Source organism: Rhodococcoides kyotonense (genome assembly GCF_900188125.1).
GTDB lineage: Bacteria > Actinomycetota > Actinomycetes > Mycobacteriales > Mycobacteriaceae > Rhodococcoides > Rhodococcoides kyotonense.
Genome location: NZ_FZOW01000002.1, coordinates 226,222 through 243,553 on the forward strand (window position 1 = coordinate 226,222; position 17,332 = coordinate 243,553).

Sequence of the window (17,332 nt, forward strand, 5' to 3'; positions counted from 1 at the left end):
CGAATGTCACATGCGATCACGTGGAGCGACCGTATGGCCACATTCGGTCACCGGCGGGATGGATCCCGGTAGTGACCGAATGTGACATTCGGTCGAAGTCAGGCGCTCGGTAGGTGCGTGGTGTTCAGTTCGGTCGGGAGTTCACCGGTGACGAGGAAGATGACTCGGCGTCCGACCTCGACGGCATGGTCGGCGAAGCGCTCGTAGAAGCGTCCGAGCAGCGTGATGTCGACGGCAGCGGCCACACCGTGCTTCCACTCACGGTCCATCAGGACGGTGAACAGGTGGCGGTGCAGATCGTCCATCGCCTCGTCCTCTTCGCGGAGCTTGGCAGCCCGCTCGGGATCCCGCGTCTCGAGTACCTCGCGTGCCGACGCACCGAGCTGGACGGCGATGCGGCCCATCTCTGCGAAGTATCCGTTGACCTCTTCGGGCAACGTGTGGTTGGGGTGGCGGCGGCGGGTGATCTTCGCGACGTGCAGGGCGAGAGCGCCCATACGGTCGATATCGGCGACGATCTGAATGCCGGAGACCACCGAACGCAGATCTCCCGCGACGGGAGCCTGGAGAGCGAGGAGCGAGAAGGCCTTCTCCTCGCAGATCGCACTGAGGTCGGTGATCTTGTCGTGGTCGGAGATGACCTGTTCCGCAAGGACCAGATCGGCTTGGAGAAGGGACTGGGTTGCCGTTTCCATCGCGGATCCGGCCAGAGTGGCCATCTCACCGAGGAGATCGGCCAACTCGTTCATCTGTTCGTTGTAGGCGACGCGCATAACCACGAAGTTTAGTGGGTCACACACATCGAGTCATGGACCCCGGAGTGAACGGGGTATGAATGGATCGAGCTAAGCGCAGGTGTCGTCCGCGGCATTGGTGAATGCCAGGTCTGCAGGCAGAGGTGCGGACTCGGTACTGCCCTGGACCTGTGTGACGTCGATCGGCTCACCGAACGTCGTCGGGGCGGTGGTGTAGCCGGGGTAGTCGGCGCCGAGCACGACCTCGACGAGGCTGTCCAGTCCCTGACCCTCTTCCACGACGGCACCCGGAATCGCCGACGCAACCGTCGCGGCTTCCGATTCCTGTCCGGGGGAGTAGCGAACGACGGTCTGAGCTGCAGTGCCGACGAAGTTGCCGACACCCACGATCTGGAACCCGTACGTCGACAGTTCCTCGGACGCGGTGGCGGCCATCCCGGAAGTCTCGGATGCGTTGGACACCTGGATGGACACCGTCGTCGGGTCGACCGCGAGGACGGGGGCAGTCTGCTGGGGAGGTGCCGCCGACGTCGGCGCCGCTTCCTCACGCTCCTCACCGGGCAGCGGTTCGTCGTTGATGATCGCGCTGAAGATGGCGGAGATGGCGTCGTCCATGGGGATCTCGTTGCCCCAGTCGTTGGTGCCCGACGTCGGAAGCGTCAGGAACGTGACTGCGCCTGCATCGACGTTCTGCAGCGACCGTCCGAGTGTGACGAGATCCTGCGTCTTGACATTCTCGACGAACGTGTCGCTGGTGAACGCGTTGACGAACCCGTTCAACTTGCCGGGGTCGAGCAGAACCTGGTTGGACAGTGCCGACCTCAGAAGTGACGACAGGAACCTCTGCTGACGCTTGATGCGTCCGTAGTCGCCGTTGCCCTCGGAGTCGACGTGCCGTGCGCGGACGTAGTTCAGGGCAGTTCGCCCGTCGATGCGCTGCTCACCGGTGTTGGCGAGCACGGTGCCCAGTTCTCCGTCGACGAGTGGCTGCGGAGTACAGACGTCCACGCCACCGATCTCGTCGACCATCGATTCGAAGCCGGCGAAATCCATTCCGACGAAGTGGCCGATCTTCAGGCCGGAGATCTTCTGAATCGTCTTGACGAGACATTTCGGTCCGCCGAGCGCATACGTCGCGTTGAGCTTGTCGCCGTCGGCAGCCGGATACGTCTCGTCGGTGTAGGTGTTCGTGTCGTTGTCGAATGCCTCGCACTCGGGACGTGTGACGTCGAGATCGCGAGGGAACGAGACGGCGACGACGCGGCTGCGGTCGGCAGGAATGTTCACGAGCATGACGGTGTCCGAACGCGCGCCTTCTGCGTCGTCGACCGTTCCGGCGCCGATCTCGCCGCTGGCGCCCGCACGAGTGTCGGTTCCGACGATCAGATACGTCTCGTCGCCGTACTGGCCTGCAGCGTCGACGACGTCGGTGGAATCGGGATCGAGTGCGGCCACCTGGGCGAATCCGCGGTCTGTACTGCGCAGATAGCCCCAGACGACGCCCGTGAGCGCAACGGAGAGAATCGCGAGAATCGAGACGAACCCACGGGCGACGTTCCTGACGCGCTTGCGTCGTCGCACCTTGCTCATCGCGAGCCGTGTGAGAGCGGGACGTTGCTCGGCCGGGACGCCGACGGCTTCGGGTTGGGCGGGAGCCGGGGGCGGAGTCCGGTCGGTGATCGGATCGATCTTCTCGGTGGGTGCTTCGACGTCGGGTCGCTCGGGCGACGCCGGTGACGCGGCCGACTGCGCATCGTCGTCGGCCATCTTGCCCATCAACTCCGCGACGGACACACCTGCCGTTGTTCGAGGATTTCGTTTGACCAGGCGGCTCAACCGTCCACCGTCACGAGGGCCGTCGTCTGCTGCAGGCTCTTCGTCGGCTTCGGGAGCGGCGGGAGTGGCAGGGGCGCGAGGTGGAGGCGGAGTGGGAGCACGCTCGGACGACTGCGGTCGGACGCGGGAGATCGGCCGCTCCCAGGGCGCCCGGCCTTCAGGCACAGGCGGGCCCGGATCCCGATCGTCACCCACGAATTTGTTCCTGGCCTTCCTGGCGAAATCTCTTGCTCGCCGAGTCAGGCGATCCCAGCCATGATACTGACGAAACGGCTTCGGTCCACTTCGGACAACGGCGTGAACCGTCGAAGCAGGTCAGCCTCCGGAATGCATCAGATCGGCGCCCACCGGGACCCGATCGTCCTCCGGATCGTCGAGCCATCCCTCGGGGAGCGACACCGCGCCCGGCGAACCCTGACGCCCGCGCGGGCCTTCCGCGTCCTTGGGAAACGGAACGTCCGGATCGAGGCGTCCGAGGAGGTCGTCGAGTTCGGTCAGTGTCTTGACCAGCGCCATCTGCACACGGAGATCGGAACCCGCGGGGAAGCCGCGTAGGTACCAGGCGACGTGTTTGCGCAGCTCACGAAGGCCTTTGTCCTCGCCGTGATGGTCGGCCAGCAGCTCGGCGTGACGACGAATGATGACGGCCACCTCGCCGAGCGAGGGTGGCGTCGGTTCTGCACGTCCGGCGAAACGTGCACTGAGTTCGGCGAAGAGCCAGGGCCGTCCGAGGCAGCCGCGACCGACGACGACGCCGTCGCACCCGGTCTCGTCCATCATGCGCACCGCGTCCGACGCCGAGAAGATGTCACCGTTGCCGAGAACCGGAACGTCGGTCACATGCTCTTTCAGACGCGCGATCTCGTTCCAGTCCGCGGTCCCGGAGTAACGCTGGGATGCGGTGCGGGCGTGCAGCGCGACCGCTGCGGCGCCTTCTTCGGCGGCGATGCGCCCTGCGTCGAGGTGGGTGTGATGTTCGGGATCGATGCCGACGCGGAACTTCACCGTCACCGGTACGGATGTGCCTTCGGTCGCCTTCACCGCGGCGGCGACGATCCGTCGGAAGAGCGCACGCTTGTACGGCAGCGCTGCACCACCACCCTTCTTCGTGACCTTCGGCACGGGACAGCCGAAGTTCATGTCGATGTGGTCGGCCAGGTTGTCGTCGACGATCATCTTCGCGGCGGCGTACGTGGTGTCCGGATCCACGGTGTACAGCTGCAGTGACCGAGGCGTCTCGGTAGGGCCGAAGGTGGTCATGTGCATCGTCGCGGGCTGCCGTTCGACGAGGGCACGTGCCGTGACCATCTCGCAGACGTACAGACCCGACGTGCTGCCTGCGCGGGCGATTTCCTGCTCGCGGCACAGAGTGCGAAACGCCACATTGGTCACACCCGCCATGGGGGCGAGAACAACCGGGCTGTGCAGCTCGAGCGAACCGATCCGCAATGTCATCGAAAAAGAGCCTTCTGAAAGTGATGGTGATGGAACCGGCAGAGCCCTCAGGAAGCCTGCTTGTCCGCCTTTGCTGCCTCACGGGCGAGCGAGCGGTCGCGCATCTCCTCGAACTTGGTGGCCTGCTTCTCGAGGTCCTCGAGGAACGCTCCGAGTTCTTCGCGCTTGTTCTCGCCGCGGCCGGTGAAGTCCTCGCGCTCGAAAATCTTCCACTTGCGCAGCACGGGCCACACGACCTCTTCGAGGTGCTGACGCAGGTCGTAGATTCCGTGCTTGGCCATGAGCACGCCGTTGCGTCGGAAGTTCGGCATCCCGGCGCCGGGCATCTGGAAGTTCATGACGATGTCGGCGATCGCGTCGAGCGTCTGGTCCGGTGCGATGTCGAGTGCTGCCGCGCTGATGTTGCGGTAGAAGATCATGTGCAGGTTCTCGTCGGCGGCGATGCGTTGCAGCATGCGGTCTGCGATGGGGTCGTCGCACACTTTGCCGGTGTTGCGGTGCGAGACACGCGTCGCGAGTTCCTGAAATGTCACGTACGACACCGAATGCAGCAGACCTGTCTGCGATCCGGCGGGTGAGGCGAACCCGTTGGTCATGTGGATCATGCGGGCTTCTTCGAGTGCGACGGGATCGACGCCGCGGGTCACGACCAAGTAGTCGCGCATGACGATGCCGTGGCGGTTCTCCTCGGCGGTCCAGCGGCCGACCCAGGTGCCCCAGGCGCCGTCCTGCGAGAAGTTCTCGGCGATCTCGCGGTGGTAGGACGGCAGGTTGTCCTCGGTGAGCAGGTTGGTGATCATCGCGGCTTTGGCGACCTCGGACAGTTGGCTCTGCTCCGGGTCGTAGTCGATGCCGCCGAGTGCGGCGAAGTTGCGGCCTTCGTCCCACGGCACGTAGTCGTGTGGATGCCACTCCCTGGCCATCGACAAGTGGCGGTTCACGTTGTCTTCCGCAACAGGAACCAGCTCTTGAAGCAGTTCCAGCTGTGTCAGATCCCTCGCCATTACATTGCCTCCAGACATTGCGGATAACCGGACCCAGCCTACGGCACCGTAACTTCGCGTTGCGCTCGCGTCGAGCTGCATCGCGCGCCATGGTTACCGGCTGGTACTTCGGAGTTCTTCCCCCGTTGCAGATTCGTTCCCCGTTCTCGAACCGTTACCGAGTGTACGACTGCATAACGGAAAAATGCTGCACGTTCCCTGTCGATGTGCTGTGCGTTCCTCGCCGAAGTGTGCCCGATATGGGTATCTCGGGTCGCCGATCGCGACTCATTCGTCGCCTGATCGACGTGTAATCGTCATCCGTGACCGGCTCTGTGGCGCGACGACGCAGACGGAAATGCAGCGGTGCTGACGATTAACTGGATGTGCTCAGACGCACACGTGGTGCCCCCAGTAGGACTCGAACCTACGACCTGCGGATTAAAAGTCAGAACGAGTCCGTGACACCCGATGACGGTGAAACCCAGTGAGAGACAGTAGATGCTGGTCGGGGAGGGTGTGCGCTGACTGCTGGTGATGGTTGCTGACGTGGTCACACGGTTCCTCTGTGACCACTTTGTGGCCACGTCAGCGGACAGCTAGGCGCGGGCTAATCTTCGGTCGGCGAGGAATCCTTCTCCCCGTTTTCGTCCGCCTTCTTGCCTCCGCTATCGCGTGAGGGGTTGTGTCCGTCCGAGACCGTGCGCACAAGAGTCGAGGCTATTTGAGCAAGCGGCACCGCGAATCCGACTGCAGCCCAGGGGGTGAGGAACATGCCCGCAAACGCGAGGGCTGAAACAAGTGCCGACACCGCGGTAGCCAAGTACTGACCACGCTTCAAAGAGTCTCGGTCCGCCTCGGCAACGGTGACCTCTACTCTTACTTGGCCGTCTACTGCAGCGCGAATGGTCCCTTGCCGTGCCTCACGGATGCCTACCCCGCGTTCCGCCATCGAGAGCACACGATCGGCTGCGCCAGGAAGAACACGCTCATAAGCAGCGAGCGCAGCTGGAGGCGGTAACGGAGCCTTCCAGCGCTGCTGAAGTCGGATCTGCTCCGATACCTCAGATTCGGTCAACTCACCTTCGAGAATGTCATCGACGACGTCGACAACATTCTCTTCGTCGACTAGCGGATCCTCGTGCCGCTGACTACTTTGGTTGCCTTCTTGACTATCGACTCTGCCGAGGTTTCCTGCCGGCGTTGGGCCGTTAACATCCGTCTCGGCTGAATAGCCATCGTGTCCACGCCCCGCGCCCGGGCGCGTCGAATCGCTGCCGTGGTGCTGGTGGTCCGCTTCATCACTCAAAGCTACCTCTTTCTGGTCTCGGGGTATATGGATCAGTGGTTGTCTACATCACACGAACGTTTTTGTCGGTGGTTCTGTATACCGTTTTCTGCATGGGGATGCGGAGAGAGATTAGACGAACCAACGTGCCTTGCATTCAGTGCGGTGAGCCGCTCTGGCGCTACTACAACACCATCTCCGGATGGAACTTCACGGCCGAACCACGACCGAGCAACTTTGAATGCAGGTCAGGGAACGGATGTCTCGGCCGCGTACAACCTGACGACGTGAAGTGACAGCCAATCCCTCGCTGATGGGGATCGGTGAGCTTGCGAGCATTCTCGGTGTCTCGGCCGGAACGATCCGCAACAACCGGAACACTCACCCTCTGTACTCGAAGGCGCTGAAGATGGGCGGCAGTACCAGTCGGCTGAAGTGGCGCCGAGCCGATGTCGCGGCTTACCTCGGGGTGGATGAGCTGCCGTCCGAGCCGGTAACGATCGAGCGGAGCGTCGGCCTAGCACGCGCAGAACTTGACATGAAGATGCGTGAGAGTGAAGTGGCGGCGGCCATAAGTGAGATCCGCGCGATTCTGCGGAGACTCGAATCGGGCGTCCTTCACACCGACGTTTCTGCTGGTCGGGCCAAGGATCCGGCTGGGTTGACGCTCGGTTCTCGTCGACGATTGCAGCGGCGGATGCCGGGGCAGACGAAACGTCGATGACTTGCGGATCAGACATCCGATTCAGGTGGTGTTTCAGCAGGTGAGGGCTGCAGTGGTCACGCGATGGTCACTGAGCTGCAACGAGTTTCGGCCCCACCCGATGCGCGAGGGTGGGGCCGAAACTGTTGGTGCTCCCAGGAGAAGAAACCAACCTCTACATTAGTCGAGGTTTAGTACGCCGCGCCCGGAACAGTCGGTGGCAACGCCGGATAGCCAGGATGATCACCGGTCACCGACGGCGCCGGAATCAGATTCCACGCCGCACCGAGCAGCTCAGACGGCGTGCGGACGCCGGACTGTCCGGGGCCTGTCGGAGTGAGCAGGTAGCTGTAGTTCGCAAGATCGGACAGCGCCGACGTCGTCTCCGGATCGGCGGTGAACTCCAGGTCGTCGGCGCCTTCCAACCATCGAGTCGGATCGGTCCGCGAAATCACTTTCCATGTCATAACAGCGCCATCACTCCAATCACGAATTCCTGTAGCTGGTTGGACTTGTCGAACTCCCCACCCAGTGAGCTCCGGCCGAACGTGTCCTGCAAACCTACCTGGAACGCCTCAGCGGCTTCCTTCGCCGGATCGGACTGCGAGTCCTTCGCGTACGACTTGCCCGCGTAGATATTCTCCCACTGATCGGCGTACCCGACCTCCCCTTCCAAGCCAGGCTGATTCGGATAGATCTGCGTCAGCGGCTCCAGCGTTCCATTCTTCGTCGACCGCGACCGGACGAGCGCGTATTCGAGGTGGGTCAGGCCGGGGATCATCTTCTCCATGCGGTGCCCGAGTTCGTGCGCCATCACCTCATCCGGGTACGAGTCGAACGCGCCTCGATAGCCAGGCAGATAATCCTTGCTCGGCGCGGCGATGTAGTCGTGCGTCCCGTGGTAGAACGCGCGGTCAGCCGACCCGACGTTGAGTTGATTCGCTGACGTCACCCGCAACCAGTCCGACGGGAACAGCGTCTCAGCTCGACGGAGCGCTGCGATTCCGTCGGAGGTGCCCGGTTCCGCCAGGTCCAGCGAGGACAGTCGCGCGGACTGCTGGACGCCGCCGAAGTCGCGGACCTCGGCGAGGGTCTCGCGGATGATCGCCGACTCGCGGACAGCGATCTTCTTCACCAGCCGCGACGTGGTCAGGTAGTCCGCGGTGGCGAGATCCTTCCTCAGCGCTACCAGTTCGACGTCGTTCGCCATCACCTTGAACGCGTCGTCGCGGATCGCCTTGCCGACCGCGAGGGTGGAGTCCAGGTGTCGTGCGAGCTTCTCGGGGACGAGCTTCGCGCCGTTGCTGTCGCGCGGGTAGCGGAGCGTCGTGTCGAGCCACCCCATCCGATCCTTCGGCATCGTCGTCTGAGCCTCGGAAATGAGTTCCCGAGTCTGATCGGAAAGGCGTTGCGCTGGTTCGGGTTTCGCCTCAGGTCTCGGCTTGGCTGCTGGTTTCGGTTTCGGTGTGACAGCAGGCTTCGGCGTCGGGGGTTTCGGCTTCGGCTTGGGCAACGGAGGCAAGATGCCATCCGGGTCGACGTCGCCGATGGTGTAACCGAGATCGATGCGCTCCCGCTTCGGCCGGCGCTTCAAATTGTGCTGCTCGATGTGGTCCTTGATCGCCTTCTGCTGCGCTCTCAGTTTCTCGGTGGCGGCTCGCTTCGCTGCCGGGGTTACCGCGGTCGCCTGCTTCCGCTTCGTGTCGCGGATCGCGCGTTCCATGGCCCGCTGCCGCTGAGTCGCCTCGTACCCCTCCGGGTCGGGCTCGGTGGTGAACGTGCGTGACGCACCGGGAATGAACGCCGAGACAGCGTGCGTGCAGTTCGGATGCTGAAACCCTTGCGCGCGAGCATCTTCCAGCGTTGCCTTGATCTTCACGTCGACGGTGCCAGGGCCTGCAGCGTTCTTCCTCGTGACCGTGCCTTCCTCCCCGTCGAGGCTCAGCACCTGCCCCTCGTACGGCTGGCACTGCGGCGCCGGATTGCGATGCGAGGACACGACGAGAAGCGTCTGCCCGCGCTCCTTCATCCGATCGGTGTGCGAGTCGATGAGTTGCTGATTCACGACCGTCCGCGACTTCATCTCCATGTACGTCGCCAGCGTCCAATTCCGTCCTGCCTTGTCTCGGAACCCAGTGATGCCGCGGGCAGTGAGAACGTCGAGGGCCTGCTGGACGGCGTCGACCCGGAGACCACCAGGGTTCGCGTTGTGCCGCGCTTCGACATTCATCTTCACCTTGACGTACAAATTGTCCGACGCCGTCGTGATCTTCGCTGTCACGTCGGCGACCTCACCCATCTCGAACCGGGCACGCTTCGCAACGCTCGGCGGCAAATCCTCATGCCGTGGTCCGCCCGCGCGGGGAGCGACAGCGTTGTCGTCGAGATCCTCGTCAGCGCTTCGACGGCCGAGCTTCGCCGCGCCGGTGACCGCGTGTCCCATCGCCTGCACACCGGTGTCCTGGAGCTGGCGTTGCATCGCGCGAGCTTCGTTGCGGAACTTGAGTTGCTCCGTTTGTTGCCGTCGCGCCCAGTCCTCTCTGTCGACGTCGACTGCGAGGTGGTCGGCCATCTTCGCGAGCAGCGCGAGCTCGGCTGTCTCGTACACGGCCGCGACACCGTTGGCGATGTCGCGGCCGTCGCTCGGATCGAGCGCCACTGAGTCTCCTGGAGGGTTGGAACCTGCGGATCAAGGATCCGATTCGGGTGGTGTTTCAGCTGGTAGCGAGCTGCGTGGTCACAGGATGGTCACTGTGCGTCTCGTAGCTGGCCTCAAACTTCGCCTGCCGCTCGCGTTCCGCTCTCTCCTCGCGTGCAGTCTGCTCGGCATGACCCGTGTGAGTGGCGGCGTCGTGCAATCCGTGTGGGCGCGGAAGGGCCTGCCCGGATGCCTCCTTGAACGCGGCCTGAGCGAACGTGTGGCCGTCCTCGTCGACGTAGCTGGAGAAGTCGAATTCCCAGCGGAGGTCCTGACGCAGCTCGACACCCAGCTCGACCGCTTGTGCGCCGAGACTGGCGTGCGCGGCCCACATCTTCCGCACCTCCACCTGGAACGCGCGGGTGGCGTCGACGAGTGCCGCGTACGCCTCCCTCGCTGGCGCTGTGCCGTTGGTGTAGAACTCGTCCCGCTCGGCGTAGGCATCGACGACGGCCTGACGGCGTGCCCGCTCGTTGTCCTCCCGCTCCCGGTGCTCGGCGCCACGGCGACGGAGCTGCAGGAAACTGAGGCGGCTCCTCGCTTCGCTGACCGACTCGGCTGTGACCGTGTCGTCACCCTTCGTCACGGCCTGTTCGAGGGCGTCGATTGCGGCCTGCGCCTCGCGGATCTCGCCGTCTACCTGACTCACTGTTGCGTCAGCCATTGTTGTTGTCTCTCTTCCTGTTTGCGATGCGGTGCATCTTCTCGACCATGCGGCTCGTCGCGTCGTGGAAGCTCGTCGGAGGTTCCGGGTGAGCGGCCTTCGCGGCCGCCTGGTCCTCGCTGGCGTCCTGCTCGATCTGCGCGTGCTGCTTCTCGTAGTGCGCTGCGATGCTCTCGCCGAGGCCGCTCATTCGATGCGGCCGGCGTCGTAGGCGTCCTGCAGTTCGGCGTCGACGCAGTGGAGTCGCTGCTGCGCGGACCACTCGGGCCGCTCTCCGTCCGGGGTGGGCACTGTCGAGGGTGTGCCGTCCTCGCCGACGACGAGCGTCACCCCGATGGTGGGGAGTGTGGAGCCGTCTCTGAAGTGGTAGACGCCGTCGTTGTCGACGTATCCGAGGCGGCTGTAGTTCCGCGAGTCCGGGTCGCTGCTGTCGGCGCTGGTTGTGATGCGGCGAACGTTCTGGGTTGTCGTCATGTGGTTCGATCTCCTGTAATCGCTTGTGCTGCAATTGATTTCATTCTACCAGTGTGGTAGCGGAATCTCGAGTGTCTAGCCGGGTCGTTCTTCGACCTGCGGATTGAGAGTCCGATGCGGGTCGCTTGCCCGCAGGTCGAAGAACATGTGGTCACGCAGTGGTCACTTCCGTTATCCCAACCCCGCTTTCATGATCGAGATGTTCGCGGTCCGCGACCCTTGGTCGATGTCGACCTGGACGTCGACCGGTGCCGGATCCTTCGCAGCCGCGATGAGCTCGTCCAACTTGGTGAGAAGGTCACTAAGTCCAGCCTCGATGAACGCCGGTGAATTCGAGCTTGTGTCGAACTGGCCGGTAAAGTTGCCTTTCGCGTCGAATCCCGATGCGAGAGTGTTCAATCCGCCGATCCCCAACGCCGCCAGCGCGTAGGCGTTCGCGCGGGCCTTGTTCGCCGAGACGCCATGACCGTTCAACGGAATGTCGAGCGTCGGCCGGTCCGAGTCCGGTTGGTAGCCACCGAACCCGGTGAGCCCACCGTCGGCCATCGGGACGAGCCGGTAGCCGAATTTGTTCGCGGTCTGGTTGAGGATGCCCGTCGCGCGAGGACGCTTCGAACCGGCGTGCGGAATGTACGACTCGCCCTCGGTCTCCGGCTCACCGAACATGCGCACATCGCCGCCCCGGACAATCACCGGTGAGTGGTCTTCGAATCCGCCGTTCGCGAACACCTTCAACCCTGCTGTGAGGATCGGCTCGCGTTCGTCCTTGCCGCCGAGCTGGACGGGCCAGTTCGTGACGAAGACACGGTCGCCGTCCGTCGACAGACCGACACCCGACGACGACATCCCGAAACCGACCCGGTCCTCTTCGACGCCGTGAGCGAGTCGATACCGTTCGGTGAATTCACCGGCAGCCAACGCCTTCGAACCGTCCGGATCGTTCTCGGCGTTGAAACCGCTCAGCTTCTCCGTGCTCGGGTCGTCGCCACCCGACAGTGGAAGATGCCAGATCATCGGAAAGTTCTCTGGTGACTGCGCTGGGCCGCCATACTGGATGCCGTCGCCACCGGACTCGACGTTGACGCCGAACAATTGGCCGACCATGTGGCCGTTCATGCCAACGCCGCCGTTCGTGCCGATCGTGTATCCGTTCGGGTCGAAACCCTTCACGAAGCCGAGCGCGGCGAAGTCCGAGTCCGTGGTGAACCGAACGTTCTTGCCGGTCAGCTTGTTGTAGATGCCCGACTGGTAGCCCGAGCAGTCCAGCTCCCCGTAGACGTACGGTTCATCGTCGTGAGCCTTTGCGTACGCGATCGCAGCCTCTTTGCCGCCCTCGATGATCCCGCCGTCGGCCATCCGAACCAGCCCCAGGCCGAAGTGCTGCGCAGTCAGCGCGAGGATCTGCTCCGAGCGAGCACGCTTCGACAGCGCGAACGGGACGTACGCTTCACCTTCGGTCTCGGGCTCGCCGTACGTGGTGATCTGCTTAGTCGTGATGTGCGCGTTCGCGTTCTTCGGTGTGAACGCCCCGTCAGCGTTCTGCACCACGTTGACCGGGCCGATGAAGTCCGTCGGCAAACCCTGTGCCGCAAGCGCTTCCGTCCTCGGCACGACCGTCACTTCGAGAGTGCGGCGACGGTTGCGCCACTCCTCGATGATCCGCTGGCCCTCCTCGGTGTCCGCCGTGATCGACACCGAACCATCCTCCAGTGTCTTGACTTTCAAGCCGAAGCTCTCCAGCTCGTCGCGTGCCTCATCGGTTAACGCAGACACCACCACGGACTTCGCGTCCGGGACGCCAATCACTTTGTCGTTCAACACATCCAGCGCGTAGTGCGCTTCGGGCATACCGGGCTGCTTGATGAGGGTTTCGACGAGATCAGGCGTGAGACCGAGGGTGTTGATGTAGTCGTTCGCGGCCTGGTTCGACATGCCCGTCGCCATCAGCTGCTCGCGGAGGGTGTCGAGGTTGCCCTGGTACTGACCGGTCAACGTCTCGACGGTGTTGCCTGCCTCCAGGCCGGTGCGCACCTGCTCGCGGAATCCGTCGGCGAGGCCGCGGGCCGCGAGGTCCATCTCGTGTTGCGCGGTGTTCGTGTGGTCGATCTGGCCGTTGAAGTTTTCGAGCTGCATGGTGGTGCCGTCGGCTGCGATGCCGATTCCGGCGATGGTGGACGCCACCTTCGCGGACTCGTCGTTGAACGCCGCAGACAGCTTCATGTCCCCGGTGAACTCGTTGAAGCGCTCCCTGCCCGATTGGAGGGCCGGGATGAGGGTGTCGTTGATGGCGTTGGCAGCGCCGGTGAGTGTGCTGTCGATCGCGTCGCCTCCGTTGCGGGTGGTGTCCGCGAGAGCACGCAGCTTGTCCGCTGCCCCGTCCGTCGCGATGCCCAAGACCGCACCGAAGCCAGGGATCGACTCGCCGACCGACAGGATGTTCGCGCCCATGTCCAGGAACGACGCGCCAGCCTCGGCAGCTGACCCCGCGAATTCGGCGAGACCGCGGAGGCCGCCCTCGACGAATCGCAGCACGGCTTCGCCTGCGTCGAAGCCGGCGTTGCCGACGCCGATAAAGAAGTCGATGACCCCAGCGCGGTTGTTGCTGATGTTGTTCGCCCACTCAGCGATCTGTGGCCCGAAAGCCTCGGCGAGCCCAGCCTTGAAGCCGTCGACGACGGTCGAGATGGATCGGAAGGCGCCTTCGACGGAGGTCGCGTCGTTGCCTCCCATCGTCGCCGCGAGCCTGCCTGCAGCGCCTTCGAACTCGCCGAAGTCGCTGAGTGCTTTCGACGGGTCCCATTGCGTCAGAACGGAAATGAAGTCACCGGACGTGTCACCGAGCAGACCCATTGCGGCCGTGTTTCGCTTCACCGGGTCTTCGATTTTCGAGATGGTGTCGAAGGCCAGATCGAACGCCTTGTTCGCGTCCGGGCCGCCAGCCTTGAACGCCTCGAACATCTCCTCACCGTTCAGGTCGATGTCGTTGAGCGTCGAGACGATCGTCTCGCCCTCCTCCGACACCCGACGCCCGAACTCGCGCAACGAATCACCAGCAACGTCAGCGTTCCACGCACCGTTGTCTGTCGACTGCTCGATCAACGCGAGCGCCATCTCCGCCGAGATCCCGGCGTTCTTCCAGCCCGCCGAGTACTCGTTGATCACTTCGAGCAGATCCTCGCCCTTGTTCGCCGAGCCACCGACCGCGTTGGCGATCATGTCCGACGCTTCCTGCGCCGACGCCGCGAGGCCTGTCGACATCAGCGCAGAGACGGCCTGCACCGACGTCGTCACTTCACCGTCCAAGGCCTGCGAGATGGTTTCCAGATTCGCGACGACAGCTTCGGCGTCTCTCTGGCTTGCTCCTGGGTCGATGATGTTGTTCTGCAGCGACAGTTTCAGCGTCGACAGGTTCGCCTCCACCGATTCACCGAACACGTCTGAGTACGCTTCTGCGGCCGCGCGAGCAAACTTCGCTGCCTGAGCCTCGGTCGTCTTCGTTTGAGCCTGGAAGATGTCGCGAGAGAGCTCGTTCTCCATGCCCTCTTTGATCGCTGCAGCGAGCGCGATGCCCGCACCGACACCGAGGGCGGCGACACCGAGGATCGAACCCGCGACCGGACCAGCCTTCGACGAGATACCAGAAATCGCGTTAGAGAACCCTGCCAGGAAGTTCCCGCCCGCATCGCCACCGGAGTCCCCACCGACATCGGAGAGGTCCTCTGTCGCGTCCTCAGCAGCGTCGGCGACCCGGTTCAATCCGCGGCGTGCTTCCTCAGCTTCACGGATGAGCCGCTGCAGGCCTTGGCCGTCGAGCTGCGCGAGGGACCGCTCGGCGTGGGATGCGCCCTGACGGACCTCGTCTCCGATGCTCTGGCCCGCGCGGTTCGCTTCCTTGATGAGGGCGTCGAGCTGCCACTTGTCGAGGGTCTTCAGGTGATCTGCTGCATCATCTGCGCCGCGCACGATCGCGGTCAGGGCAGTCGCGTCGATGCGCTTCAACCCATTCGAGGCTTCGCGCGCTCCCGATCCGATCTGCTCGGTAGCTTCGCGGGCTTGCCGCGCCGAGGTGGTGACGCGGTCAGCGGACGTTGCTGCCTCGGTGAGGGCCGTCGATGCCCGTCGGCCGGCAGTCTGGGTTGCATCGGCCATCCGCGCGGATTGCTCGGTGGCGTCGTCCATCGCTCGGGTGAAGCGGGCGTCGTCGACGGTGAGGGTGGCGACGAGCTCGCCGACGTTAAGCGCCATGAGTGTCCTCCTGGATCTGGTCGTTGTTAAGAGATCGGTTCAATTCGTCGTGGACTCGCGCGTAGATCCACAGGTGGTGCCGCTGGACTTCGACAGCGGCGACGCGTAGTTCCTCGAATTCGTCGATCGACAGCGCCGCGAGCATCATCTGGATCCCGTCGCGGTCTTCGTTGTCGACAGCTGTGATCAGCGCTGCGAGGTCCTCATAGGCTTTCGGCGCGGTAGTGGGCGTGGTGTCTGTCATGTCGTTCTCCTGGTTGAGGTGTTGGCGCGGATACCTTTGGTCACGCCTCTCGGCGCGCTTGCTTCGCTTCCGGCCGGGGCTCGGATCTCGCCGCCGACGACGCCGTTTACTCGCCACATGGGTTCGACGGCACTCCAGGCTCGGCAGGCTTCGAGCGCGGGACAGGCCTGGCAGATCTGCACGACCGCCTGGTGGCGTTGACGTTTCGCTGTGACGTTCTCGCCGTCGAGGTCGTTGTCGAACATCGGCGCGCTTCCTCGGCAGAGCGCACCCGGCAGCGGTGGACCGACCGTGAGACTGGCTACGAGCTCGTCGAATGCGCTCACACGTTCACCAACCTGCGGATTTGATATCCGATCAGCGACCCGAAACCGCAGCTCACAAGTCGAGTGGTCACACCGTGGTCACACCGGCGCGAACGACGACGCCCAGAACCCAAGCAGAAATCGGCGGCGTCGACTACCACGCGTGCGCGCACATGCACACGCGCGCGGGTCCACCAAAGCTCGCTGGCGAGGTGGTGGTGTGTTGGCGAGGTGGCGGTGTTGTGTGTGCTGCGCGCGAGTCCACCGGGAGTGTCGGTGTCTGTGTTTGTCCCGGTTGTCCGCTCTCCTAGAGAGGGAGAGCGGGACGGACATTCAACGGCGGTCGGGATATAGCCGGAACATAGTTGGGATATTCGGGACATTAGTTGTCGTCGCCTCCGTTCAGATCGACGGGTGCGAGCACGAAGTGTGTGCGCTTCGCAGAGCCGATGTTGCGCAGGGTCCCGCGCTCTTGCAGGAGTTTTAGCGCGTTGTGGTAAGGGGTGCGCTTGATTCCGTCTTCGACTGAGAGGTCGCGAAGCGTTGCGCCGGAGAGTCCATCTGCGGTGCTGTTTGTCCGCATTATGTCCACGATGCGGGCGGCGTTCTTCTCGACTGCGAGGAGGTTTGTCCCGACTCCTCCTGCGGACATACCGTCGTTGCCGACGACGACGAGTGTGTGGCGCTGATCCTCGGAGGCTTCGGGCATGTTTGCGCTGCTCACGACGTGCTCGATGAGCTTGAAGTGGTAGTCCATGCCTGCTGGGACGTCTTTGTGTTTCTCGACGTGGATCTTCGCGATGAGTTCGGATCCTTCGAGGCGGAGGTCGGACCAGACGGCGCCGTCCCAGGAGTTGCTACCTCGTCCTGCGGTTCCGGCGCGTGAGCTGTGGTGGACGGAGAGGACAGTGCATCCGGCTGCTGCTTGGATGGTTTCGGCGGCGTGGATGGCTCGGCCTTGTTCGGTCGCTGAGTTCTCTTCGAGTCCGATGGTGCAGCGGGCGCGGGTGTCGAGGATGAGGAGGTCGGCTTCGATTTCCTTGACGAGGTCAACGGCTTCGGTGACGTCGACGAGGTTGCCGAGTTGGATTGGGCAGGGGAGGACGTAGAGCCAGTCTTCGAGTTCGATTGGGTCGACTCCGGCGAGCTCGCACCAGGCGATGAAGCGTGCTCGTAGGCCAGATGCGCCTTCGGCTGCGACGTAGACGACTTTGGCGCGGCGTGGGATTCGGTGGCCTTCCCAGTTGCTCATGCCGGTGGTGAGTGCTCCGGCCATGCCGCATGTGATGAACGATTTGTAGGAGCCTGGTGCGCCGGAGAGTTGGGCGAGGGTGTCGCGGTAGATGACGCCGCGGATGAGTGGTTCGACTGCGCCGAGGGTGCTGAGTCCGGCGACGGAGAGGAGTCGTTCTTTCAGCGGGACGCGTGGTGTTCCGTCGGCGGACTGCTCGGCTGCGAGGAGGAGTTTCGCGTCCTCGCGGACTCGGAGGCGGTCGGCTTCGGCTGCGACGTTCTCGTCGTGTGTGCCCTGCTTCTGCTGAACCATCCAGGCGCCGATGGCCGCGAAGATCTCGTCGGGGGTGGCGCCTGGAAATGCTTGTGCGACAGCGCCCGCCCCTCCTCCCTCTCCGAGTGAGAAGAGGGAGGAGGGAAGGGGGTTCGCGCCGTTCGTCTTGGTCAAG

Annotated in this window: 15 protein-coding genes; 1 reads left to right on the forward strand and 14 read right to left on the reverse strand. The window is 63.7% G+C overall.

Going from position 1 to position 17,332, the window contains the following annotated elements:
* Positions 1-98: 98 nt before the first annotated feature.
* The 5 genes from phoU to CHB96_RS03870 form a co-directional block, all read right to left on the reverse strand.
* The gene (gene phoU / locus CHB96_RS03850) at positions 99-773 is read right to left on the reverse strand and encodes a phosphate signaling complex protein PhoU (RefSeq protein WP_089243268.1); all 675 of its coding nucleotides are present in this window, start codon (positions 771-773) and stop codon (positions 99-101) included.
* Between the two features lie 72 nt (positions 774-845).
* Positions 846-2,786, reverse strand: a complete 1,941-nt coding sequence (locus tag CHB96_RS03855) for an LCP family protein (RefSeq protein ID WP_089243269.1) — start codon at positions 2,784-2,786, stop codon at positions 846-848.
* 120 nt (positions 2,787-2,906) lie between these two features.
* Positions 2,907-4,046: a tRNA dihydrouridine synthase DusB gene (gene dusB, locus CHB96_RS03860; RefSeq protein WP_089243270.1), complete on the reverse strand. Its 1,140-nt coding sequence runs from the start codon at positions 4,044-4,046 to the stop codon at positions 2,907-2,909.
* 47 nt (positions 4,047-4,093) lie between these two features.
* Positions 4,094-5,050, reverse strand: a complete 957-nt coding sequence (locus CHB96_RS03865) for an acyl-ACP desaturase (protein WP_089243271.1) — start codon at positions 5,048-5,050, stop codon at positions 4,094-4,096.
* Between the two features lie 589 nt (positions 5,051-5,639).
* Positions 5,640-6,338: a DUF2335 domain-containing protein gene (locus CHB96_RS03870; protein ID WP_176444122.1), complete on the reverse strand. Its 699-nt coding sequence runs from the start codon at positions 6,336-6,338 to the stop codon at positions 5,640-5,642.
* 271 nt (positions 6,339-6,609) lie between these two features.
* Between CHB96_RS03870 and CHB96_RS03875 the strand changes: the two genes are divergently transcribed.
* The gene (locus CHB96_RS03875; RefSeq protein ID WP_141136432.1) at positions 6,610-7,041 is read left to right on the forward strand and encodes a hypothetical protein; all 432 of its coding nucleotides are present in this window, start codon (positions 6,610-6,612) and stop codon (positions 7,039-7,041) included.
* 170 nt (positions 7,042-7,211) lie between these two features.
* On the opposite strand, the gene CHB96_RS03880 is transcribed toward CHB96_RS03875, so the two are convergent.
* The 9 genes from CHB96_RS03880 to CHB96_RS03920 all read right to left on the reverse strand — a co-directional run bounded on the left by CHB96_RS03880 (position 7,212) and on the right by CHB96_RS03920 (position 17,331).
* Entirely contained in the window at positions 7,212-7,487 is a 276-nt protein-coding gene (locus tag CHB96_RS03880; RefSeq protein ID WP_089243273.1) for a hypothetical protein, read from the reverse strand.
* The gene (locus CHB96_RS29930) at positions 7,484-9,679 is read right to left on the reverse strand and encodes a phage minor capsid protein (RefSeq protein ID WP_217899918.1); all 2,196 of its coding nucleotides are present in this window, start codon (positions 9,677-9,679) and stop codon (positions 7,484-7,486) included. The genes CHB96_RS03880 and CHB96_RS29930 overlap by 4 nt, the downstream gene beginning before the upstream one ends.
* A gap of 55 nt (positions 9,680-9,734) precedes the next feature.
* A complete protein-coding gene (locus tag CHB96_RS03890; protein WP_089243274.1) occupies positions 9,735-10,382 on the reverse strand; it encodes a hypothetical protein in 648 nt (215 codons plus the stop codon).
* A complete protein-coding gene (locus CHB96_RS03895) occupies positions 10,375-10,572 on the reverse strand; it encodes a hypothetical protein (RefSeq protein ID WP_089243275.1) in 198 nt (65 codons plus the stop codon). Before CHB96_RS03895 ends, CHB96_RS03890 begins: the two co-directional genes overlap by 8 nt.
* A complete protein-coding gene (locus CHB96_RS03900; RefSeq protein ID WP_089243276.1) occupies positions 10,569-10,856 on the reverse strand; it encodes a hypothetical protein in 288 nt (95 codons plus the stop codon). Before CHB96_RS03900 ends, CHB96_RS03895 begins: the two co-directional genes overlap by 4 nt.
* Positions 10,857-11,027: 171 nt before the next feature.
* A complete protein-coding gene (locus CHB96_RS03905; RefSeq protein ID WP_089243277.1) occupies positions 11,028-15,101 on the reverse strand; it encodes a phage tail tape measure protein in 4,074 nt (1,357 codons plus the stop codon).
* The gene (locus CHB96_RS03910; RefSeq protein WP_089243278.1) at positions 15,091-15,345 is read right to left on the reverse strand and encodes a hypothetical protein; all 255 of its coding nucleotides are present in this window, start codon (positions 15,343-15,345) and stop codon (positions 15,091-15,093) included. The genes CHB96_RS03905 and CHB96_RS03910 overlap by 11 nt, the downstream gene beginning before the upstream one ends.
* Entirely contained in the window at positions 15,342-15,671 is a 330-nt protein-coding gene (locus CHB96_RS03915; RefSeq protein ID WP_089243279.1) for a hypothetical protein, read from the reverse strand. Before CHB96_RS03915 ends, CHB96_RS03910 begins: the two co-directional genes overlap by 4 nt.
* A gap of 361 nt (positions 15,672-16,032) precedes the next feature.
* Positions 16,033-17,331, reverse strand: coding sequence for an AAA family ATPase (locus CHB96_RS03920; RefSeq protein WP_089243281.1), 1,299 nt, complete (start codon positions 17,329-17,331; stop codon positions 16,033-16,035).
* Position 17,332 lies beyond the last annotated feature (1 nt).

What these genes read in the sequence shown, in the direction of transcription:
- CHB96_RS03905 (WP_089243277.1), bottom strand. Translation starts at nt 15,101, where the DNA reads ATGGCGCTTAACGTCGGCGAGCTCGTCGCCACCCTCACCGTCGACGAC.
- CHB96_RS03890 (WP_089243274.1), bottom strand. Translation starts at nt 10,382, where the DNA reads ATGGCTGACGCAACAGTGAGTCAGGTAGACGGCGAGATCCGCGAGGCG.
- CHB96_RS03895 (WP_089243275.1), bottom strand. Translation starts at nt 10,572, where the DNA reads ATGAGCGGCCTCGGCGAGAGCATCGCAGCGCACTACGAGAAGCAGCAC.
- dusB (WP_089243270.1), bottom strand. Translation starts at nt 4,046, where the DNA reads ATGACATTGCGGATCGGTTCGCTCGAGCTGCACAGCCCGGTTGTTCTC.
- CHB96_RS03900 (WP_089243276.1), bottom strand. Translation starts at nt 10,856, where the DNA reads ATGACGACAACCCAGAACGTTCGCCGCATCACAACCAGCGCCGACAGC.
- phoU (WP_089243268.1), bottom strand. Translation starts at nt 773, where the DNA reads ATGCGCGTCGCCTACAACGAACAGATGAACGAGTTGGCCGATCTCCTC.
- CHB96_RS03880 (WP_089243273.1), bottom strand. Translation starts at nt 7,487, where the DNA reads ATGACATGGAAAGTGATTTCGCGGACCGATCCGACTCGATGGTTGGAA.
- CHB96_RS03910 (WP_089243278.1), bottom strand. Translation starts at nt 15,345, where the DNA reads ATGACAGACACCACGCCCACTACCGCGCCGAAAGCCTATGAGGACCTC.
- CHB96_RS03865 (WP_089243271.1), bottom strand. Translation starts at nt 5,050, where the DNA reads ATGGCGAGGGATCTGACACAGCTGGAACTGCTTCAAGAGCTGGTTCCT.